Genomic DNA, 20239 nt, shown 5'->3' on the forward strand with positions numbered 1-20239 from the left:
AGATTGTAAAAAATCTAAATTCAGAATACATTTCTATTTTTCTGATTTACAACCTAATAAATTGTATTCAAAAATTAAAAGCTGTTAAAATTAAGACATAAAAACTAGATAGTATTATTTTACGTAACTAATAAAAAGTTAAAACACACTTAAAAAAATCTGAATTATTTCAAAGTCAGCTTTTTGAGGCAAATCTCATCGTATCTTTGAGATAGAAATTTTAAAGCCTCACAAAAAACCTGATTGAATACCTTAAACTTTATTAATTTGTTTATGAAATCAAAAACTCAATTTATCAGCCTTTGCTTTTTATTACCGCTTTTTATTTTGCAGGCGTGCGGACAAAATACTAAAAAGCAGACAAAATCTACTTCTATGGAAAATGTAATTAATAAATCTGGAAATCCTTATTACTCTAATACCGACACTACTAAATTGAATGTTAGTGATGCGGAATGGAAAAAAGTTTTACCAGCAGATGTTTATGCGGTAATGCGTGAAGCAGATACCGAAAGACCTTTTACAGGAAAATATTGGAACACAGACGAAAAAGGAACGTACTACTGCGCTTCTTGCGGTAATAAACTTTTTAGATCTACGGCGAAATTCTCCAGCAGCTGCGGATGGCCGAGCTTCTTTGAACAAGACGATAAAAAGAGTATTGTTTTTAAAGAAGATAACTCTATTGGAATGGAAAGAATTGAAGCGCTTTGCGGTCGCTGCGGCGGACATTTAGGACATTTGTTTGATGATGGCCCCGCTCCTACAGGAAAACGCTACTGTATGAATTCGATCGCTCTTGATTTTGTTCCAGACCCTAAATAATTGATCTATGAAAAATATACTTTTAATATGTTTTTTGGCGCTTTCACTGAATGGCTTTTCGCAAAATAAAAAAGCTTCTAATCTCGAAACGATTACACTTGGCGGAGGCTGCTATTGGTGTGTCGAAGCAGTTTATGAAGATTTAAACGGAGTAAAATCTGTTGTCTCTGGATTTTCTGGCGGAAATGTTGCCAACCCGACTTATGAGGAAGTTTGCACGGGACAAACAGGTCATGCAGAAGTAGTTCAGATTACTTACGATAAAAACGTGACTGATATTAATGAAATTTTCAAAGTCTTTTTTACCGTTCACGATCCAACGACTTTAAATCGCCAAGGTGCAGATGTTGGAACTCAATATCGTTCTGTAATTTTTTATAAAAATGCCGAACAGAAAAAAGCTGCCGAAAGCATTATTGCAGAATTGAATAAAGCAAAAGTGTACAAAAACCCGATTGTGACTAAAGTAGAACCTTTTAAAGCTTTCTACAAAGCCGAAGATTATCACCAAAATTACTATGCAAACAACAAAAACCAGCCGTATTGCAAAATGGTGATTCAGCCAAAATTAGAAAAATTTGAAAAGGTCTTTAAAGACAAACTCAAAAAGAAATAAAAATCCATAAAGAAAAGGGAAATGAATTAACTCATTTCCCTTTTCTTTTAGATTTATTTTAAAACTATTTTTTAGCTACTTTTTTAAATCGCATCATCGGCACGTCGCCCTGAATTAAATTTAGTTTTCCATCTTCAATAGAATAACTAGTAATTTTTTTCATTTGCTGTAAAAACTGCTGTTCTCCGCCGCCTTCACAAAACATCATAGTAGTTGGTCCAGGCTCTCCAAAAGTTAATGATTTTCCGTTTAATGTATAAGGTGCGCTATATCCGTTGCATCCATTATTACCATACACTTTTGTTTCTTTTTGGTCAAAAGTAATCTGCGGTTTTTTATTTGGATACAATCCTTCAAAAGCAATTCTTGGTCCCGAAATATATTCTAATTCCCAAGTTGTATCATATAAATTTGCTGCGCCTTTAGTGTCTTTTGATGCCATACAAGAAGTCAATAATAAGGTTAAAACAGAAACGACTGCGAGTGTGTATTTTTTCATAAATGTGTTTTTAAAGATTATTGTAATTTGTTTTTTAAAGATTAAAATTATTCTCTACATATTCTTTTCTCAATATTCGTGCCCAGTTGTCAGATTTATTAGGTTTAAATTGGACTATAAAATGTAATTTTCTAACTCTAAGTTACATTATTTTATTTAAAATTCTCTTAGCCAAATATTTAAATTCCAATTTAGGATTGCATTTTTTTTGTAATTTGCAGGAATCAAAAAACCAAAAACATCAATCAAAAACCAAAAACATGAAACAATTTCTCGTATTGTTTACCTTATTATTCAGTTTGTCTCAAGTACAATCACAGGAAAATCTTCCAACAGATTATCTCTCGAAAGAATTTCACAAAGAACGCCGCGATGCTTTTAGGGCTTTAATGCCGGCCAATTCTGCTGCAATAATTTTTTCGTATCCCGAAAGAGTTTTTTCAAGAGACATCAATTACAATTTTCATCAAAATCCTGATATGTATTATTTAACAGGATATAAAGAACCAGATGCTGTTTTATTACTTTTTAAAGAACCGCAAGGAACTGAAAAATATAGCGAAGTTCTTTTTGTGAGAGAAAGAAATGCGCAAAAGGAAACATGGACAGGAAGACGCTTAGGAGTTGAAGGTGCAAAATCTAAATTAGGATTTGAAAAAGTTTACAACGGAAAAGATTTAAAAGACTTTGAACTTGATTTCAAGAAATTTGATAAAATTATTTATGACGAATCTTCTACTGGAATTCATGATAACACGTACGATCCAGCAGATTTATTTAACTTAATTCAAGTTTTTAAAACAAAAGCAGGCATTGTAAATGATGATAAAACTTCAACAGAAACTTATGCTAACATCACTAATTCTTTAAGAGAAATAAAAACTCGAGAAGAAATAGAATTAATGCGAAAATCGGTTAAACTTTCCTGCATTGCCCACAATGAAGTTATGAAAGCAGTTGGTCCAGATATGAGTGAAAATGAAGCTGACGGAATTCATGCTTATATTCACAGACACTATGGCGCCGAAGGCGAAGGCTATCCTCCAATTGTAGGCGCTGGAGCAAATGGCTGTATTTTGCATTATGGAGAAAACAACGCTGTAAAAATTGACAATCAATTGTTATTAATGGATGTTGGTTCTGAATATCACGGTTATTCTGCCGATGTTACGAGAACAGTTCCGGCAAACGGAAAATTCACTCCAGAACAAAAAGCAATTTATGATTTGGTTTATGAAGCGCAGGAAGCCGTTTTTAAAATTTGCAAGCCAGGAACTCCTTTTCAGGATTTAAACAAAATATCCAGAGAAGTTATTGCAAACGGTCTTATCAAATTGGGTATTATTACAGATCCAAAAGATGCGAGAATTTATTATCCGCACAGCTGTTCGCACTTTCTTGGCTTAGATGTTCATGACAAAGGAAATTATATGAGCGCTCTGAAAGAAAATATGATTTTTACTGTTGAACCTGGAATTTATATTCCTGCAAATAGTAAATGTGATAAGAAATGGTGGAACATCGGCGTTCGTATCGAAGATGATATTTTGATCACAAAAGATTCATACGAAAATCTTTCTGCCGAATCTCCAAGAAAATGGCAGGATGTTGAAGCTTTAGCCAAACAGAAAAGCAATTTTAATGATATGAAGTTTCCTAAGATTTAGGTTTTTCTTTTGCAACGAATTAACCAATGAAGCAAAACTCAATGATAAATTAATTAAACCATTTTAAACAAAAAGTAGTATTTTAGCTTCAAATAAAAGTTTTGCACATGAGATTATTTGAAATTGGAGATGGGCTAATATCAATAAAAGTATCAAACAATTATAATTCCGAGTTAGAAAATGATGATACAATAATTCTGTACGACCTTGAAAAGGATTTTGCTACAATCAGAATTAGTATCATTACTGTTGAATCTAAAAACGGTTCTGATAAACAACCAATGTTTAACAGAACAATTGAAGAGGCAAATAAAAAAGGAATTAAAGTTAATATTGAAGATCAAAAAAGTTTCTACGGATACATAACAGAAGATAAAAAAGAAGATTTATCTATATACTATTTTGAAGTCGGGTATCTAAATCATCTTATAATTATTAGCGTTACTACAACAGCAGAATATAGCCAGAATAATGAAGAAAGTCTCGAAGATCTATTACAAGAAATCACTGGTTTCATTCCTTCGATAACAGAAATTAATCTTGAAACTCAAAATATATTTGAACCGAGATATGAAAATTTCATACATATAAATGAACGAATTGCTACTATTCTAAATATTAAGACTGAGGAAATAGACAATTATCACAACACAGAAAAAACAATTCATTTATTACAAGAAATTATTGACAAGGAAATATTTCAAGCAGACCAAAGCTACGAACTTGAATCTCTAGGAATTGCTTTAGGCGACTACATTCAATACAAACACAATGATTTTCATTGGGCAATAATACGAGATGAATATGGTAGAGATTATTGCTTACAATATAAAACATTCGCTATAAACGTTTTCCCGTCAACGATGATTTTAAAGAGAATAGAAAATGGAGAGTATATAAATATTTCTGAGTTGGTTTCAGATTTAATTTACAAGGTTAATGAATTAACAGAAAGTGAAGAATTTGATTTATTAGATCACAATGATTAAAGGATTTCTGTAGAACAAAAAATCAAAAAAAAGCCTCATTATTTTGAGGCTTTTTTTATTTGATTTTTTCCCGAACTTTACATTCTTAAACAAATAAAAGATGAAAGCACTTACTTTTTCCAAATTTGGAAATTCTGATGTTTTAGAATATATAGAAATATCAAATCCATTTTTAAAAACTGATGAGATTTTAGTCGAAATGAAAGCGATTGGATTAAATTTTGCTGATGTTTACAGACGAAAAGGAAATTATCATTTAAAAGGAAATCCGCCATTTATTGCGGGTTATGAAGGCGCCGGAATTGTTGTTGATACCAATAATCATCCCGAATATAAAATCGGTGATCGTGTGGCTTTCGCCGATGTTCCTTTTGCTAATGCAGAGTTGGTTGCAGTCAGTATCAATCATGTACTTCCTCTTCCAGAAGCTATTTCTTTTGAAACCGCAGCTTCTGTTTTATTACAAGGCTTAACGGCACATTATTTAGCTACTGACAGTCACAAAACTAAAGAAGGCGAAACAGTATTAATTCATGCAGTTGCCGGCGGTGTTGGCCAAATTCTAACACAAATCAGCAAATTTCTAGGAGCCAATGTTATCGGGTTAACCTCATCTTCAGACAAAGCAAAAATTGCTCTTGAACAAGGTGCAGATCACGTTTTTCTTTACGGTGAAGATTGGAAATCGGAGATTTTTAAAGTAATCCCAAAAGGCGTTGATGCGGTTTATGACAGCATCGGAAGCACTTTAACTTACAGCTTTGAAGTAACGAAAGAATGCGGTCAAGTTGTTTTCTTCGGAATGGCGGGCGGCGATCCAGAACCTGTAAACCCGAGAATGTTAATGGATACTTCGAAAACTTTAACTGGCGGCGATTTATGGAGTTATTTAAATTCTAAAGAAGAAAGAATCAAAAGATCCAATCAATTATTCAATTGGATTATTGATGGAAAAATCAAACTTTCTCAACCCACCTCTTTTAAATTATCAGAGGGAAAATTGGCGCACGATTATTTAGAAAGCAGAAAAAGTACAGGAAAGATTATTTTGATTCCTTGATATTTAGTTTTCAGTTTTCGGTCTCAGTTTTCAGTACAATCTTGTTATCCTGACGAAGGAAGGATCACACTAGGAGCTCCTGCAATTAATGTCTTCAATCTTTCTCGAATTTCTTGTGTGATCCTTCGTCAGAATGACAAATATTAACTACAATTGATTAACTTCAATCTTCGTCAATTCAGATAACTCTAAAATTCTTTCGACTTCATCTTTATTGGCAACAAAAAACAAATAATTATCGCCAAAAGTTTCATACGTCAATAATTCGAGATTTGATTTTTCTAATTCGGATTGAATGTAGGGAAACAAATCATGACTATAGGTTTCTTCTGGATATTCGAAAGTAAAATCTTCACCAATTAAATTAGAAATAAAATATTCTGCATCTTCGGGATCAAATTTCCAGTCGCTGTTCCAGGCATCAATACTTTCAAAAAAGGCAAAATGATCTTCTACCATACTGTGATATTCTTTTGCTTCTTTTTTATAATTTTTGAAAAGCTTTTTAGATTGCTTTTTTAGTTCTTTTTCTTCGATATTTCCTCTTGAAACCAATTGTATAAACTCTTCAAAATCTGATTCTGTTGCGGGTTCATTTGCTAACAGATTTTCAGAGGAAGGAAGTTCTATAGTTTCTGGAATTTCAAGATTTAAATATTGGCAGATTCCCTGCAGCACTTTTTTAAAATCCCTAATTCCTATTTCCTGTGTTTCATTTTTAGGATTATCAATATCCAGTTTTTCCGTATCTAACAATCCTTTCGTATAATCTAAAAAGTGCGTACTGGAATATAAAATTTTGAAATCGTTTGTTTCCAAACTATTAGTACAACAGAAGAAAATAATAAAATTATTAATAACACGTTTCAAATATTTTTTCACTTCTGGACCTGGTTCAGAATAAAATTGAATATGAATAAAATCGTATTCTAATCCTTGCTGCATTGTTTCTTCTGAAAGCGCTCCAATGTCAATCTTTTTGTAAAGTTCATTTAAAACTTCATAAGCATTATTGAAACCAGCTTTTTGAATTTCTGCCTTGGCTTCTTCATGATCTAATGAATACGGAAATGAATAAAGATTTACATAAACAGGATCGTAAATTCCTTTCATTTTGAATTCAACACTATTTGATTCGTGATACAAATAACCGTAAATAGAATTAATAACATCAAAAGAAATTATAGATTTCGGATCGTTATTTCTATTAAATAAATTGGAAAAGATATTTATCATGGAAGGCGCTTATAAATTTATAGGTAAATCTTAGTCATTTGAGTATTTAAAACTTTGATTCATTTTATCAAAAGGAATAACATCATTCACAATTGATTCTAATTCTACATCCGTTAACAATCCTCTTGCTGATTCTTTTATTTTTGGAGAGACATTTATTTCGTAATCTATAATTTCACGCTTTAAAATATCTTCTAAAATAAATCTTTGACGAGTACTTAAATATCTTTTATGCGATTTAAAAACAGATTCCAGATCACTTCTAAATTCTTCATCGCTGAGTTCGTTGTAAACATCCTGCTGCGACATGTCTATCAATAAAACTTTAAAGATAAAATCCTGTAGATTTTTTGCCAGATAATTAACTTCGTTCATGTCATGCCAGACAAAAACAATTGGCACTTCTCCGTTGTCTTCTTCATTTAGAAAAAAACAATAATGATCTCCACCTCCGCTTTTTGCAAAAGGAATAAATTTAAATTCAGAATTTATATTTCGATAATTATCCGGATCTCTAAGTTCTTCGATTTCTTCGGCAACAGATTTCAAATTCAGAGATTCGAAATCGTAAGAATGCAAAAGTAATGGCGGATTATCTTTTAAAGTAGGATAAACTTCCGCATACCAATTTGGCCCATATTCTCCAATATTGAGCATGCCGTCGGCTTCTAATTGTTTGTATAAAAGCGGGAATTCAAATCCGTGTTTTGTTTCAATTTCTTGTATGGTCATCTTTGGGGGCTATTCGATTAAAATCAAATCACTAAGATAACAATCTTTTTACTACACAAGAAATCTCGAGGTCAATTATTTCAAGGATTCTAGATGATTAAAGTATTTTTTACTCTGTAGAATATTCAAAACTAGTAGCCATTTTGTCAAATGATATAACCTCTACAAGTATTTTATCTTTTTCTTCATAAGTTAATAGTCCTCTAGCATTTTCTTTACTATATGGATATATAATCTCGTAATCTTTAATCTCAAGATTTAAGAAATTCAATAAAAGTTCCTTCTGCTGTTCCGTTAGATATTTTTCATGAGACTTGAATGTCATTTCAAGATTATACTTAAATTCTTTATCTGATATATCTTCATCTATATATGCCATATCAGTTAATAATGCTCGAAATATAAAGTCTTGTAAATTTTTTGCTAAGTATTCCACTTCGTTTAAATCATGCCAAACAAAAACTATTGGAATATTTCCATTATTTTCATCGTTAAGAAAGAAACAATAATGATCTCCACCATAACTCCTACCAAATGGAATAAATCTAAATTCTTTGTTGATTTTTCGATAATTTTCGGGATCACTTAATTCATTTATTTCATCTTCAACATTTTTCAAATTCATTAATTTAAAATCATAAGTATGCAACAATAATGGAGGATTATCTTTTAATTTTGGATAAACTTCGGAATACCAATTAGGCCCGGATTCAGACATATCAAGCATTCTGTCTATATATAATTGCTTATATAATTCTGGATATTCAAATCCATATTTCTTCTCAATATCTTGTGGTGTCATTCTATTATATTTTAAAAGTTTAAAAACCTTATAAATATATAATAATTTTACTACAAAATAATAAGAATACTTATTTCAAGGATTCAGCAATCATTAACGCACATTTTTCACCGTCAATTGCTGCAGAAATGATTCCACCGGCGTAACCCGCTCCTTCACCACACGGATATAATCCTTTGATTTGCAAATGCTCTAAGGTTAAAGGATCCCTCGGAATTCTTACCGGCGATGAAGTTCTGCTTTCTGGCGCGTGTAAAATTGCTTCGTTGGTTAAATAACCGCGCATTGATTTTCCAAAATCCTGAAAACCCTGACGCATAATTTGCGTTAAAAATCCCGGAAAAACCTGCCCCATTTCTACCGAAGTAGTTCCCGGAACATAAGATGTTTTCGGAATATCTGATGAAACTTTACTTTGCGTAAAATCAATCATTCGTTGTGCTGGAACTTTTTGAGTTTGTCCCGCTAAATGCCATGCTTTTTGTTCGATACTTTTTTGAAATTCCATTCCAGCCAAAGCGCCGAATTTTGCAAAAGGTTTAAAATCTTCTAATTTCAATTCGACAACAATTCCAGAATTTGCAGTTGACTGATCACGCTTAGATGGCGACCAGCCGTTTGTAACCACTTCACCCGGACTTGTTGCACAAGGAGCGATTACACCTCCTGGACACATACAGAAAGAATACATGCCGCGACCGTTTACTTGTTTTACGATAGAATATGGCGCTGGTGGCAAATGTTCACCGCGATAATCACAGCTGTACTGAATACTGTCTATTAATTCTTGTGAATGTTCTGCACGAACTCCTAAAGCAAAAGGTTTGGCTTCTATTAAAATTTTCTTTTTATCTAATAATTCAAAAATATCTCGTGCCGAATGTCCTGTTGCCAAGATCAATTTATTGGCGTGAATTTTATCTCCATTTTGAGTTACAATTCCTTCAACTTCGTTGTTTTTTACCAGAATATCACTTACTCGGGTTTCAAACAAAACCTGACCGCCAAACTCGATAATTTTTTCACGAATATCTTCAATAATTTTAGGAAGTTTATTGGTTCCAATATGTGGATGCGCTTCTACCAAAATATCTTCTGAAGCTCCAAAAGCTACTAAAAGCTCCAGAATTCTAGTTACATCGCCGCGCTTTTTAGATCGAGTATATAATTTTCCATCAGAATATGTTCCTGCTCCTCCTTCACCAAAACAATAATTAGAATCTTCGTTTACAATATGTTCTCGGTTTATTGCTTTTAAATCACGTCGACGTCCGCGAACATCTTTTCCACGTTCGAGTACAATTGGCTTTAAACCTAACTCAATTAATTGCAATGCTGCAAAAAGTCCAGCCGGACCAGCGCCGACAACAATAACTTCTTGAGCATTGGAAACGTCTTTATATCTTGGAAGTTCGATTTTGGTTTCCTGAAAAGGTTCGCCTTTTAAATAAATAAGAACTTTTAAGTTGATTTTAATTGCCTTTTGACGTGCATCAATCGAGCGTTTCAAAATAGAAACATGCTGAATTTCTGTTGTAGAAACCTTAATTTGTCTAGACAAATGGTCTTTCAGCAATGATTCGTTTGCAGCAATTTCTGGTGTAACTTGAAGTAAAAGTTCTTTAGGCATTTTTTCTTTTTTATTCTATTAGCTTTTCTTTCTATGAAAAGAACATGCAAAAGTAGTATTTTGAAATGACTTTATGTAATGAACCGCAAAGTGCGCTAAGTTTTTTTAGGTATGGTTTTACAAAAACAAAGTTCGCAAAGCTTTGTGTTGATGCAGCTTTGCGAACTTTGTGTTTTTTCTATAAGTAAGAAAATTAAATCTTAGCGTACTTTGCGGTTAATTACTGAGTCTCAGATTACTTTAAAGAACACTGCAACGCGTCTCTACAGAAATAACTCAGAATTTGAGCATCTCAGAACCTCAGAACTTTCTTTTCCAAATAGACTTTGTACCTTTGCAACTTAGAACCTTAGTACCTTAAGAAAAAAAATGTCTAGAAAAATAAAACTGATTTGGGATTTTCGTGGTCCGGCTTCTGCGAAAACTGCAGAACATCACGAAGTTCATTTAAAAGAATATATTATTATCGAAAAACTACCTTTAAATATCACTGGTTTTAACATCATAAACGACATGCATGCAACAGCATTTATGGTTGTTGAAGAACCAAATATGATTCAGGTGAGAGATGCTTTGAAACCGCATCGAGGGGAAGTTTTTGAAGGTTAAAATTCCAATAAAAAAATTCCAAATTCCAGTTGTTTCGAAAACTTGGAATTTGGAATTTATATTTTACTATTTGTTTTTTTTGGAATTTGGAATTTACAAAATTGAAAATTATTATTTTTTAATTCGCTACTTCACTAATAAATTTAATACGCATTAAACGCAATTCATCAATGTCATAATCGCCATCAAATTCTTTTAGCGCGTCTTCGATTTTATCCGATTCTGATTCCATGAAATAATCGTGAATTTCTTCCTGCTGATCATCATCAAGCATATCATCAATCCAATATTTGATATTCAGTTTTGTTCCCGAATAAACAATCTGCTCCATTTCTTTAATTAAAGCATCCATCGACAAACCTTTTGCAGAAGCGATATCGCTTAGCGGTAATTTTCGATCGATATTTTGAATGATATATAATTTATTGGCAGAATTTACTCCTGTAGATTTTACAACTAAATCGTCTGGACGAATAATATCGTTGTCATCAACATAGCGGCTGATTAAAGCAACAAACTCGCTTCCGTATTTTTTTGCTTTTCCTTCTCCAACACCATGAATATTGTATAATTCAGTTAATGAAATTGGATATTTTAAAGCCATGTCTTCAAGTGAAGGATCTTGAAAAACAACAAAAGGAGGAACACCTAATTTTTTAGCTACTTTTTTACGAAGTTCGCGCAGCATTCCCATTAAAACTTCATCGGCTGTACCAGTTGATTTTGATGACGCAACAATTGCTTCGTCATCAGCTTCACTGTATTCGTGGTCTTCCGACATCATAAACGAAACTGGACTTTGGATAAAATCCAAACCTTCCTGCGTAATTTTAATTACACCGTAAGTTTCAATATCTTTAGACAAATAACCTGAAACCAGAACTTGTCTTAATAATGCCATCCAATATTTTTCGTCGTGGTCTGAACCAGAACCAAAATACGGCTGTGTATCTGTTTTGTGCGCTTTAATAACGGCGTTGATGCGTCCTATTAAAGTAAACACAATTTCTTTTGATTTGTAAATATGTTTGGTGTCGCGAACAATCTCCAGCAATTTAACCACTTGTTCCTTGGCTTCAATTTTGTTTTTAGGATTACGAACGTTATCATCCATATCTGCGCCTTCTCCTGTTTCGCTGTCGAATTCTTCACCAAAATAATGGAGCAGGAATTTTCTACGTGACATTGAGGTTTCGGCGTAAGCCACAACTTCCTGTAAAAGTGCAAAACCAATTTCTTGTTCGGCAACTGGTTTTCCAGACATAAATTTCTCTAACTTTTCTACATCTTTATAGGAGTAGTAAGCCAAACAATGTCCTTCTCCGCCATCACGTCCTGCACGACCTGTTTCTTGATAATAGCTTTCTAATGATTTTGGAATATCGTGGTGAATTACAAAACGAACGTCTGGTTTGTCGATTCCCATTCCGAAAGCAATCGTTGCAACTACCACGTCTACGTCTTCCATCAAAAACATATCTTGATGTTTGGCGCGGGTTTTTGCATCTAAACCTGCATGATAAGGAACAGCACTAATTCCGTTCACTTGTAAAACTTCGGCAATAGATTCTACTTTTTTACGGCTTAAGCAGTAAATAATTCCAGATTTGCCTTTATGTTGTTTGATAAATCGAATAATATCCGACTCAATGTTTTTAGTTTTTGTTCGAACTTCATAATATAAGTTCGGTCTATTGAATGATGCTTTAAAAGTATTAGCATCAGACATGTCCAAATTTTTAAGAATATCTTCTTGAACTTTTGGAGTTGCAGTAGCAGTAAGTCCAATAATTGGCACTTTACCTAATTGCTTAATAATATGTCGCAGATTTCTATATTCTGGCCTAAAATCATGTCCCCATTCTGATATACAATGCGCTTCATCAATGGCAACAAAAGAAATTGGCACGCTTTGTAAAAAAGACACATATTCTTCTTTTGTTAAAGATTCTGGGGCTACATATAAAAGTTTGGTTAATCCCGAAGTAATATCTTTTTTAACCTGAGCTATTTCTGTTTTGGTAAGAGAGGAATTTAATACGTGCGCTATTCCATTTTCTGACGAAAGACTTCGAATAGCATCGACCTGATTTTTCATCAAAGCAATCAGTGGAGAAACAACGATTGCTGTTCCTTCCTGAATTAAAGCGGGTAATTGATAACAAAGAGACTTTCCACCGCCTGTCGGCATAATTACGAAAGTATTATTCTTACCTAAAATACTCGTAATGACTTGCTCCTGCAAGCCTTTAAATTGGCTAAAGCCGAAATACTTCTTTAATTCTTTATGTATTTCAATTTCGTTTGAATTCATTCTCTATATTAACTGTATTTTGTATAAATTTGCAACACATAAAGATACAACTTTCTTTTATACATACAAATTTTAAATATTCTGATTTGATCACAAAAGAAAATATATTGGCGATAGCCAAAAAAACAATACTCTCTGAAAGTGAAGCAATTACAAAACTAATTGATTTTCTAGACGAAAATTTCTACGAAGCAGTACAGCGCATCTACGAAACTAAAGGTCGTCTAATCGTTACAGGAATCGGAAAAAGCGCGATCATTGCTCAAAAAATGGTTGCAACTTTTAACTCTACAGGAACTCCTTCTATGTTTTTGCACGCTGCCGAAGCGATTCACGGTGATCTAGGAATGATACAAAATGAAGATGTTATTATTTGCATTTCTAAAAGCGGTAACAGTCCAGAAATCAAAGTCTTGGTTCCATTATTAAAAAGATTTGGAAATACCTTGATTGCGATTACAGGAAATATAACTTCATTCTTAGCAAAAGGTTCCGATTATATTTTAAATACTACAGTTAACACAGAAGCCTGCCCTATTAATTTAGCTCCAACAAACAGTACTACAGCACAACTCGTAATGGGCGATGCCTTAGCGGTTTGTTTAATGGAAATGCGAGATTTTAAACCTGAGGATTTTGCAGTTTATCACCCAGGCGGTGCTTTAGGGAAAAAACTTTTGCTTCGTGTAAAAGACATGATAGAACATTCGTTAAAACCAGCAGTTACACCAGATACTTCGATCAAAAAAGCTATTTTCGAAATTTCAGAAAAGAGATTAGGTGTAACGGCAGTAATTGAAGACAATAAAATTATTGGAATTATTACTGATGGAGACATCCGACGAATGCTAAATGACGTAGATACTATTGCGGACTTAACTGCAAGGGATATTATGTCTAAAAACCCTAAAGTAGTTTCTTCAGAGACTATGGCAGTTGATGCATTAAATATTTTAGAAGATTTCTCTATAACACAACTGATTGTTGCTGATAATGGAGAATACAAAGGAGTTTTACATTTACATGACATTTTAAAAGAAGGAATCGTATAATGGCAAAGAAAAATCTTGGCGAGATGTCATTTTTGGATCATCTTGAAGAACTTAGATGGTTATTAGTTAGAAGTACAATTGCAATATGCATTATGGCATTTGTTACTTATTTTATAAGTGATTATTTATTTGATCAAATTATTTTAGGTCCAATTCGACCTACATTTTTTACTTACGTATGGTTCTGCGATTTATCGCATCAATTGAATTTCGCAGAAAGTATTTGTATTACAGAGCTGAATTTTATTATTCAGAATACCGAAATGGAAGGTCAGGTCAATATTTTTGTATGGATGTGTCTTTTGGCAGGTTTTATCTTGAGTTTTCCTTACATATTGTGGGAAATTTGGAAATTTATCAGCCCTGCCCTGTATGAGAAAGAAAGAAAAAATGCAAAAGTATTCATCTTTGTTTCTTCTTTACTTTTCTTTTTAGGAGTATTGTTTGGATACTTTGTCGTAATTCCTATGTCGGTAAATTTCGTTGCCACTTTCTCTGTAAGTGATGTTGTAAAAAACCAATTTACACTTGAATCTTATATGGGAATGGTAAAAACAAGTATTCTTGGAAGTGCCATATTTTTTGAATTACCAATCGCCATTTATTTCTTAACTAAATTAGGCTTGGTAACTCCTGAATTTTTAAGAAAGTACTGGAAATACGCCGTAATACTTATTTTAATTATTGCTGCTATTGTTACACCGCCAGACGTTGTAAGCCAAACAATTGTGGCAATTCCAATGTTAATTATTTACGAGGTTAGTATCCTAATTTCGAAGGTTGTATATAGAAATAAATTAAAAGAAAACAATGTCTGATATCATTCAAGAATTTAACGACTATCGTTCTAAAATGAACGAAAAACTGCTTGCTGACAATAACAAAATTGTAAAGCGAATTTTTAATCTTGATACCAATGCTTATGCGCCAGGAGCTCTAGATGTAAAAACAAAAGAACTTTTAGGTTTAGTTGCATCTGCCGTTTTAAGATGTGATGACTGTGTAAAATATCACTTAGAAACAAGTTATAAAGAAGGTGTTTCTAAAGAAGAAATGATGGAAGCGATGGGAATTGCAACTCTTGTGGGAGGAACTATCGTTATTCCTCACTTAAGAAGAGCTTACGAATTTTGGGAAGCTTTAGAAGAAGCAGGGAAATAATTAGAAAATGTGCCAATTTGATAATTAGATAATTTCTCCTGAAATACGTTAATTATTTAATTTTGAAGCACAAATTCTAAATTTGAAAAACGCAATAATTTGTTAATTGATTTATCAAATCGATTATTTTAAATTTATTTTGTCTTTCAAATCAAATTATAAAATTGAATTTGAGATCGTTTTTTCATTATCTCATTATCTAATTCAAATTATCTAATTAAAAAAAATGAAGCTAAGAGCCGATAATTTAATCAAAACCTATAAAGGAAGAAGTGTTGTAAAAGGAATTTCTGTTGAAGTAAATCAAGGGGAAATTGTGGGGCTTTTGGGTCCAAATGGTGCGGGAAAAACAACGTCTTTTTACATGATTGTTGGATTAGTAAAACCAAATCAGGGAAACATTTACCTTGATGATTTGAATATTACCGATTATCCGATGTACAAACGTGCGCAGCAAGGAATTGGTTATTTGGCACAAGAAGCTTCTGTTTTTAGAAAATTAAGTATTGAAGATAACATCTTGAGTGTTTTACAATTGACAAAACTTTCTAAAGAAGAGCAGATTGCTAAAATGGAAAGTTTAATTGAAGAATTTAGTTTAGAACACATTCGTACCAACCGAGGAGATTTACTTTCTGGAGGTGAACGTCGTCGTACTGAAATCGCACGCGCATTGGCGACCGATCCAAAATTTATTTTATTGGATGAACCTTTTGCAGGTGTTGACCCAGTTGCGGTTGAAGATATTCAGAGAATTGTAGCACAGTTAAAAAACAAAAATATCGGAATCTTAATTACCGATCACAACGTTCAGGAAACTTTAGCTATTACGGATAAAACATATTTAATGTTCGAAGGAGGAATTCTAAAAGCAGGAGTTCCAGAAGAATTGGTAGAAGACGAAATGGTTCGCCGGGTTTATCTAGGACAAAACTTTGAGCTTCGTAAGAAAAAATTAGAGTTTTAAGAACATTATATGTGAAAGGTGAAAGGTAAAAAGTGAAATGTAAATTACTTTTTACCTTTCACTTTTCATCTTTTACTCGACAGTAATAAACTGCAATTGCTCTAAATCGCCGTTGTAAATATTAACATCCACTCTGTGTTTTATTCCCGGTAAAGACGCTTTTTCTGTAAACTGCCAAAAAAGCCAGTCATCTTCAATCTTTTCTCTGTAGAAATTATAATTGGCAATCCAGAAAAGATATTCACTGAATTCTTCTTTTAGAAAATCAGAATAATAGCGTTCTCCAGAATAAATTATTGGGCGAACCTGATAGTGTTTTTCAACCTTAGTCAGCCAGCGTTTTAATCCCACTTTTAAACTGTCCAAAGACTGATTTTTAGGTAATTTTTCAATATCCAAAACTGGCGGAAGATCTCCTTTTTGAAGCTTAACAGTTTTTATAAAAAGATCGGCCTGCTCGATAGAATTTTCGTTTGGGCGGTAATAATGATAGGCACCGCGCATAATTTTGTTTTCTTTTGCGCCTTCCCAATTCTTTTTGAATTGTCTGTCTACACGATCATTTCCTGCTGTTGCACGAATAAAAACAAATTGAACTGGATATTTTTCGTCTAAAATTTCAACTTCTTCCCAATCTACTTTTCCTTGAAATTCAGAAACATCAATTCCAATAACTTTTCCTTTATGATTTTCAAGAACCCGAATATTTCGCACATCAGAAAGATGTTTGTCAACCGCGTCTTCATCTAAAACTTTTTCAGATTTAAACCCTAAATAATAGGCCAATCCGTTACGATAATGATAAATGATTCCAATGAATAAAAGCGCGGAGAAAATTAATAAAAGTCCTCTAAAAAGCCTGCTTAAAAATGATCTTCCAGCTGGTTTCCTTGAATATGTTTTACGATAAGTCGTTTTTCTGGCCATGAAAATTGAACTACTTCTTCAAAAACAGATTGTTAATAATTGACAATACAACGTAGAAAACAATAATCAACGGAATTGCAATGTAATGCAGCAAAACAACTAATAACACTGAAATTGTCAAAAACACAATTTGAAGTGCGTTTTCTTTTAAGCTGAATTTTTTAATTTTTAAAGAGAACAACGGAATCTCAGCATTTAAAATATAAGCACTGCATAATGTTATAAGCAATAAAACCCATTGATTAGTTAAAATTTCTAATATCATCAGAGAATCTGAAAATGATATTACCAAAGGAAGACTTAAAATAAACAATGCATTTGCCGGCGTTGGCAGTCCAATAAAGGAATCCGTCTGGCGTGTATCGATATTAAAATTTGCCAGACGATAGCAAGATCCCAAAGTCACGATAAATCCTAAAAAAGGAATCGCTGGGCTTGTTCCTAATTCATGTCCACTATTAGCAAACATGCTGTACATTACATATCCTGGAGTTACACCGCTTGTAACCATATCTGCCAAAGAATCCAACTGTAATCCAAGCGGGCTCGAAACTTTGAATAATCTAGCAAAAAAACCATCAAAGAAATCAAAAAAGATTCCTAAACAAACCATGTAAAAAGCCATTAAATAATCTCCTTGAGAGACAAAAACAATTGCGACACAACCGCAGAAAAGATTAATTAATGTGATTAGATTTGGAATGTGCTTTTTGATATTCATAGTTTGAAATTTTGATAATGGCAGAGAACAAATTTAGCATAATAACTGGATGCAAAACGAGTTTTTCTCATAGTTTTTTATTTCTCAGCTCGACTTTTAGAATATTTAAGAGAACGAACTTAATAGATGAGTAAAATATTATATTTTTGATAAAAATTAAAACAGGCCTAAGTCTGCAAAAAAAGAACTTTTGAAAAAACTTTTAGCATTTATATTCTTTTGGAGTTTTACTTCACCATATGCTCAAACTATTCGAAAATATTCGAATGAGTTTATGAATATTGGAGTAGACGCAGCAGCTCTTGGAATGTCAAGCACGGTAACGGCTTCTACAAATGATGTTAATGCAGTTTACTGGAATCCAGCAGGTTTAACTCATCTTGAAGATCATCAAGTTGCATTGATGCATGCGAGTTATTTTGCCAATATTGCGCAATATGATTATATCGGTTATGCAAGTCCCATTGATGAACGAAGTGCTTGGGGAATTTCGATGATTCGTTTTGGAGTTGATGATATTATGGATACCACACAATTAATCGACAATCAAGGAAATATCGATTATAACAGAATCAGCTTATTTTCTACTGCAGATTACGGCTTTACTTTTTCTTATGCGAGAAAACTTCCTGTGGAGGGATTTCAATATGGGGTTAACGCAAAAGTTATTCGAAGAATAATTGGGAAATTTGCCAATTCGTGGGGATTTGGATTTGATATTGGACTTCAATTTGAAAGAAATGACTGGAAATTTGGTTTAATGCTTCGCGACATTACCACAACTTATAATGTTTGGAATATTGACGAAGAAGAATATGCAAAAATCGCAAATGCTATTCCAGGAGAAAACAACACATTACCAGAAAGCACAGAGATTACGTTGCCAAAAGCACAATTAGGAGTTTCAAAAAGATTTGATTTTCATAATGAATGCAGTTTGGTTACTTCTGCAAATTTAAATATGAGATTTGAACAAACGAATGATATCATTTCATCAAAAGTTGTAAGTATAGATCCCGCAATTGGATTTGAATTTGGCTACACCGATTTGGTCTTCGTAAGAGCCGGCGCTGGAAATTTTCAAAATGTAACGCAGTTGGACAATACTGAAAAAGTAAATTTTCAACCTAATATTGGTCTTGGTTTTAGATACAAAGGCATTCAGATAGATTATGCCTTAACAGATTTAGGAAACCAAAGTACCGCATTGTATTCTAATATTTTTTCGTTGAAAGTAGATTTAGGAATCTTTAGATAGTTATAAAACCATAAAATCTTTTAAAAAAATTAAATCATGAAAACTGTCATTTTCAAAAAAACACTTTTTATTTTATTCTTCTTATCAAGTTTTATTGGTTTTAGCCAGAGTTTACCTTTATCTCCAGATGCTAAAATAAGTATTCTTACTTGCGGTCTTGGAAACGAAACTTACTCTTATTTTGGTCATACAGCTATTCGTGTTGCTGATCCTGCAAATAATATTGATATTGTTTACAATTATGGTGCTTTTGATTTTAGAACACCAAATTTTGTTGCCAAGTTTGCTAAAGGTGATTTGCAATATTTTATTATCACACACCCTTATGCTGATTTTATAAACGAATACAGTTCTGATAAAAGAAGTGTTTACGAACAAGATCTTCAAATTTCACTGCCTTTAAAACAAAAATTATTTGACAATTTAAATAAGGCTTTATTCTCTGAAGAAAGATATTACACTTATAAATTTATTGATAAAAATTGCACTTCGATGGTTGTTGATGTAATCAATAAATCATTAAACCAAAATGTAATTACCAAAAAAGAAGATACAGATAAAACATATCGTTCTATTCTTTTCCCTTATTTTGACGGACATTTTTACGATCAATTGGGAACAAGTATAATTTTTGGAACGAAGGTTGACCAAATGGGAACGAGAATTTTTCTTCCTTTTGAATTGAAAAACAGCTTAGAAAAAACTACATTTCAAAATCAGCCATTAGTTAGTAAAAGCAAAACATTATTGGAATTTACAAAAGAGACTCCAAAATCATGGTGGAATAACATTTATACTTATTTATTTATTTTGCTTTTTGTGATTTTGGCAAGAAATAAAACAGTAGACAAAATCTATTTTCTGATTTTATCTTTAATGGGAATTTTCTTTGTTGTGATGGGATTTTATTCTTTTCACCAAGAACTGGCGATGAATTATAACGTTTTACTTTTTAGTCCGCTTTTATTGGTTTTAGTTCTGTTTTCTATTTTCAAAAACAAAAAATGGACATATAGATCTTCACTTATAAATTTCGTTCTTTTAGTAGTCTACTTTTTGTTTTTGATTAATAAGGCTCATTTCTTTATTACTCTGCCATTGATTATTACCAGCGCTGTAGTTTTAGTAAGAACTGCAATCAGAAACAAAAAGCCAATTCCAATTATAATTTAAA

General features: G+C 32.6%; 20 protein-coding genes. 12 read left to right on the forward strand and 8 right to left on the reverse strand.

Annotated features, from left to right (window positions below; all coding sequences use genetic code 11):
* Nucleotides 1-273 precede the first annotated feature (273 nt).
* Together msrB and msrA are read left to right on the forward strand one after the other, a co-directional pair.
* Nucleotides 274-825 (forward strand): peptide-methionine (R)-S-oxide reductase MsrB, encoded by a 552-nt coding sequence (gene msrB, locus QMG60_RS01350; protein ID WP_057114841.1) that lies wholly within the window; start codon nucleotides 274-276, stop codon nucleotides 823-825.
* 7 nt (nucleotides 826-832) lie between these two features.
* The gene (gene msrA / locus QMG60_RS01355; protein ID WP_281866648.1) at nucleotides 833-1441 is read left to right on the forward strand and encodes a peptide-methionine (S)-S-oxide reductase MsrA; all 609 of its coding nucleotides are present in this window, start codon (nucleotides 833-835) and stop codon (nucleotides 1439-1441) included.
* A 64-nt stretch (nucleotides 1442-1505) separates the two neighbouring features.
* Here the strand turns inward: msrA and QMG60_RS01360 are convergent, their stop codons facing one another.
* Nucleotides 1506-1940: an META domain-containing protein gene (locus QMG60_RS01360; protein ID WP_057114843.1), complete on the reverse strand. Its 435-nt coding sequence runs from the start codon at nucleotides 1938-1940 to the stop codon at nucleotides 1506-1508.
* 260 nt (nucleotides 1941-2200) lie between these two features.
* Between QMG60_RS01360 and QMG60_RS01365 the strand changes: the two genes are divergently transcribed.
* The 3 genes from QMG60_RS01365 (at nucleotide 2201) to QMG60_RS01375 (ending at nucleotide 5656) form a co-directional block, all read left to right on the forward strand.
* A complete protein-coding gene (locus QMG60_RS01365; RefSeq protein ID WP_281866649.1) occupies nucleotides 2201-3607 on the forward strand; it encodes an aminopeptidase P N-terminal domain-containing protein in 1407 nt (468 codons plus the stop codon).
* Between the two features lie 107 nt (nucleotides 3608-3714).
* Nucleotides 3715-4596 (forward strand): DUF3806 domain-containing protein, encoded by an 882-nt coding sequence (locus QMG60_RS01370; RefSeq protein ID WP_281867917.1) that lies wholly within the window; start codon nucleotides 3715-3717, stop codon nucleotides 4594-4596.
* 100 nt (nucleotides 4597-4696) lie between these two features.
* Nucleotides 4697-5656: a quinone oxidoreductase gene (locus QMG60_RS01375; protein ID WP_281866650.1), complete on the forward strand. Its 960-nt coding sequence runs from the start codon at nucleotides 4697-4699 to the stop codon at nucleotides 5654-5656.
* A gap of 147 nt (nucleotides 5657-5803) precedes the next feature.
* Here the strand turns inward: QMG60_RS01375 and QMG60_RS01380 are convergent, their stop codons facing one another.
* The 4 genes from QMG60_RS01380 to QMG60_RS01395 form a co-directional block, all read right to left on the reverse strand.
* Nucleotides 5804-6892, reverse strand: coding sequence for a hypothetical protein (locus QMG60_RS01380; protein ID WP_281866651.1), 1089 nt, complete (start codon nucleotides 6890-6892; stop codon nucleotides 5804-5806).
* Nucleotides 6893-6922: 30 nt separating this feature from the next.
* The gene (locus QMG60_RS01385) at nucleotides 6923-7624 is read right to left on the reverse strand and encodes an SMI1/KNR4 family protein (RefSeq protein ID WP_281866652.1); all 702 of its coding nucleotides are present in this window, start codon (nucleotides 7622-7624) and stop codon (nucleotides 6923-6925) included.
* A gap of 109 nt (nucleotides 7625-7733) precedes the next feature.
* Nucleotides 7734-8426, reverse strand: a complete 693-nt coding sequence (locus tag QMG60_RS01390) for an SMI1/KNR4 family protein (protein WP_281866653.1) — start codon at nucleotides 8424-8426, stop codon at nucleotides 7734-7736.
* Between the two features lie 70 nt (nucleotides 8427-8496).
* A complete protein-coding gene (locus tag QMG60_RS01395; protein WP_281866654.1) occupies nucleotides 8497-10056 on the reverse strand; it encodes an FAD-dependent protein in 1560 nt (519 codons plus the stop codon).
* Between the two features lie 369 nt (nucleotides 10057-10425).
* Here QMG60_RS01395 and QMG60_RS01400 point away from each other — a divergent pair, with 369 nt between their 5' ends.
* On the forward strand, nucleotides 10426-10665 hold the full coding sequence (locus QMG60_RS01400) for a hypothetical protein (protein WP_281866655.1): 240 nt from the start codon (nucleotides 10426-10428) through the stop codon (nucleotides 10663-10665).
* Between the two features lie 118 nt (nucleotides 10666-10783).
* Here QMG60_RS01400 and recQ read toward each other — a convergent pair whose 3' ends face one another.
* Nucleotides 10784-12979, reverse strand: coding sequence for a DNA helicase RecQ (gene recQ / locus QMG60_RS01405; protein WP_057114850.1), 2196 nt, complete (start codon nucleotides 12977-12979; stop codon nucleotides 10784-10786).
* An 86-nt stretch (nucleotides 12980-13065) separates the two neighbouring features.
* Between recQ and QMG60_RS01410 the strand changes: the two genes are divergently transcribed.
* The 4 genes from QMG60_RS01410 to lptB all read left to right on the forward strand — a co-directional run bounded on the left by QMG60_RS01410 (nucleotide 13066) and on the right by lptB (nucleotide 16159).
* Nucleotides 13066-14031 (forward strand): KpsF/GutQ family sugar-phosphate isomerase, encoded by a 966-nt coding sequence (locus QMG60_RS01410; protein WP_057114983.1) that lies wholly within the window; start codon nucleotides 13066-13068, stop codon nucleotides 14029-14031.
* Nucleotides 14031-14849, forward strand: coding sequence for a twin-arginine translocase subunit TatC (gene tatC, locus QMG60_RS01415; protein WP_057114851.1), 819 nt, complete (start codon nucleotides 14031-14033; stop codon nucleotides 14847-14849). The genes QMG60_RS01410 and tatC overlap by 1 nt, the downstream gene beginning before the upstream one ends.
* On the forward strand, nucleotides 14842-15192 hold the full coding sequence (locus tag QMG60_RS01420; RefSeq protein WP_057114852.1) for a carboxymuconolactone decarboxylase family protein: 351 nt from the start codon (nucleotides 14842-14844) through the stop codon (nucleotides 15190-15192). Before tatC ends, QMG60_RS01420 begins: the two co-directional genes overlap by 8 nt.
* Nucleotides 15193-15418: 226 nt before the next feature.
* Entirely contained in the window at nucleotides 15419-16159 is a 741-nt protein-coding gene (gene lptB, locus QMG60_RS01425; RefSeq protein ID WP_029272155.1) for an LPS export ABC transporter ATP-binding protein, read from the forward strand.
* A gap of 72 nt (nucleotides 16160-16231) precedes the next feature.
* On the opposite strand, the gene QMG60_RS01430 is transcribed toward lptB, so the two are convergent.
* Nucleotides 16232-17086, reverse strand: coding sequence for a glycoside hydrolase family 25 protein (locus tag QMG60_RS01430; protein ID WP_281866656.1), 855 nt, complete (start codon nucleotides 17084-17086; stop codon nucleotides 16232-16234).
* Between the two features lie 10 nt (nucleotides 17087-17096).
* A complete protein-coding gene (locus QMG60_RS01435) occupies nucleotides 17097-17807 on the reverse strand; it encodes a CDP-alcohol phosphatidyltransferase family protein (protein WP_281866657.1) in 711 nt (236 codons plus the stop codon).
* Nucleotides 17808-18081: 274 nt separating this feature from the next.
* Between QMG60_RS01435 and QMG60_RS01440 the strand changes: the two genes are divergently transcribed.
* Together QMG60_RS01440 and QMG60_RS01445 are read left to right on the forward strand one after the other, a co-directional pair.
* Nucleotides 18082-19065: a PorV/PorQ family protein gene (locus QMG60_RS01440; protein ID WP_281867918.1), complete on the forward strand. Its 984-nt coding sequence runs from the start codon at nucleotides 18082-18084 to the stop codon at nucleotides 19063-19065.
* A 36-nt stretch (nucleotides 19066-19101) separates the two neighbouring features.
* The gene (locus QMG60_RS01445) at nucleotides 19102-20238 is read left to right on the forward strand and encodes a DUF4105 domain-containing protein (RefSeq protein ID WP_281866658.1); all 1137 of its coding nucleotides are present in this window, start codon (nucleotides 19102-19104) and stop codon (nucleotides 20236-20238) included.
* The last annotated feature ends 1 nt before the right edge of the window (nucleotide 20239 follow it).

It is taken from the genome of Flavobacterium sp. GSB-24 (assembly GCF_027924665.1).
GTDB lineage: Bacteria > Bacteroidota > Bacteroidia > Flavobacteriales > Flavobacteriaceae > Flavobacterium.

What these genes read in the sequence shown, in the direction of transcription:
- msrB (WP_057114841.1), top strand. Translation starts at nt 274, where the DNA reads ATGAAATCAAAAACTCAATTTATCAGCCTTTGCTTTTTATTACCGCTT.
- msrA (WP_281866648.1), top strand. Translation starts at nt 833, where the DNA reads ATGAAAAATATACTTTTAATATGTTTTTTGGCGCTTTCACTGAATGGC.
- QMG60_RS01360 (WP_057114843.1), bottom strand. Translation starts at nt 1,940, where the DNA reads ATGAAAAAATACACACTCGCAGTCGTTTCTGTTTTAACCTTATTATTG.
- QMG60_RS01365 (WP_281866649.1), top strand. Translation starts at nt 2,201, where the DNA reads ATGAAACAATTTCTCGTATTGTTTACCTTATTATTCAGTTTGTCTCAA.
- QMG60_RS01370 (WP_281867917.1), top strand. Translation starts at nt 3,715, where the DNA reads ATGAGATTATTTGAAATTGGAGATGGGCTAATATCAATAAAAGTATCA.
- QMG60_RS01375 (WP_281866650.1), top strand. Translation starts at nt 4,697, where the DNA reads ATGAAAGCACTTACTTTTTCCAAATTTGGAAATTCTGATGTTTTAGAA.
- QMG60_RS01380 (WP_281866651.1), bottom strand. Translation starts at nt 6,892, where the DNA reads ATGATAAATATCTTTTCCAATTTATTTAATAGAAATAACGATCCGAAA.
- QMG60_RS01385 (WP_281866652.1), bottom strand. Translation starts at nt 7,624, where the DNA reads ATGACCATACAAGAAATTGAAACAAAACACGGATTTGAATTCCCGCTT.
- QMG60_RS01390 (WP_281866653.1), bottom strand. Translation starts at nt 8,426, where the DNA reads ATGACACCACAAGATATTGAGAAGAAATATGGATTTGAATATCCAGAA.
- QMG60_RS01395 (WP_281866654.1), bottom strand. Translation starts at nt 10,056, where the DNA reads ATGCCTAAAGAACTTTTACTTCAAGTTACACCAGAAATTGCTGCAAAC.
- QMG60_RS01400 (WP_281866655.1), top strand. Translation starts at nt 10,426, where the DNA reads ATGTCTAGAAAAATAAAACTGATTTGGGATTTTCGTGGTCCGGCTTCT.
- recQ (WP_057114850.1), bottom strand. Translation starts at nt 12,979, where the DNA reads ATGAATTCAAACGAAATTGAAATACATAAAGAATTAAAGAAGTATTTC.
- tatC (WP_057114851.1), top strand. Translation starts at nt 14,031, where the DNA reads ATGGCAAAGAAAAATCTTGGCGAGATGTCATTTTTGGATCATCTTGAA.
- QMG60_RS01420 (WP_057114852.1), top strand. Translation starts at nt 14,842, where the DNA reads ATGTCTGATATCATTCAAGAATTTAACGACTATCGTTCTAAAATGAAC.
- lptB (WP_029272155.1), top strand. Translation starts at nt 15,419, where the DNA reads ATGAAGCTAAGAGCCGATAATTTAATCAAAACCTATAAAGGAAGAAGT.
- QMG60_RS01430 (WP_281866656.1), bottom strand. Translation starts at nt 17,086, where the DNA reads ATGGCCAGAAAAACGACTTATCGTAAAACATATTCAAGGAAACCAGCT.
- QMG60_RS01435 (WP_281866657.1), bottom strand. Translation starts at nt 17,807, where the DNA reads ATGAATATCAAAAAGCACATTCCAAATCTAATCACATTAATTAATCTT.
- QMG60_RS01440 (WP_281867918.1), top strand. Translation starts at nt 18,082, where the DNA reads ATGAATATTGGAGTAGACGCAGCAGCTCTTGGAATGTCAAGCACGGTA.
- QMG60_RS01445 (WP_281866658.1), top strand. Translation starts at nt 19,102, where the DNA reads ATGAAAACTGTCATTTTCAAAAAAACACTTTTTATTTTATTCTTCTTA.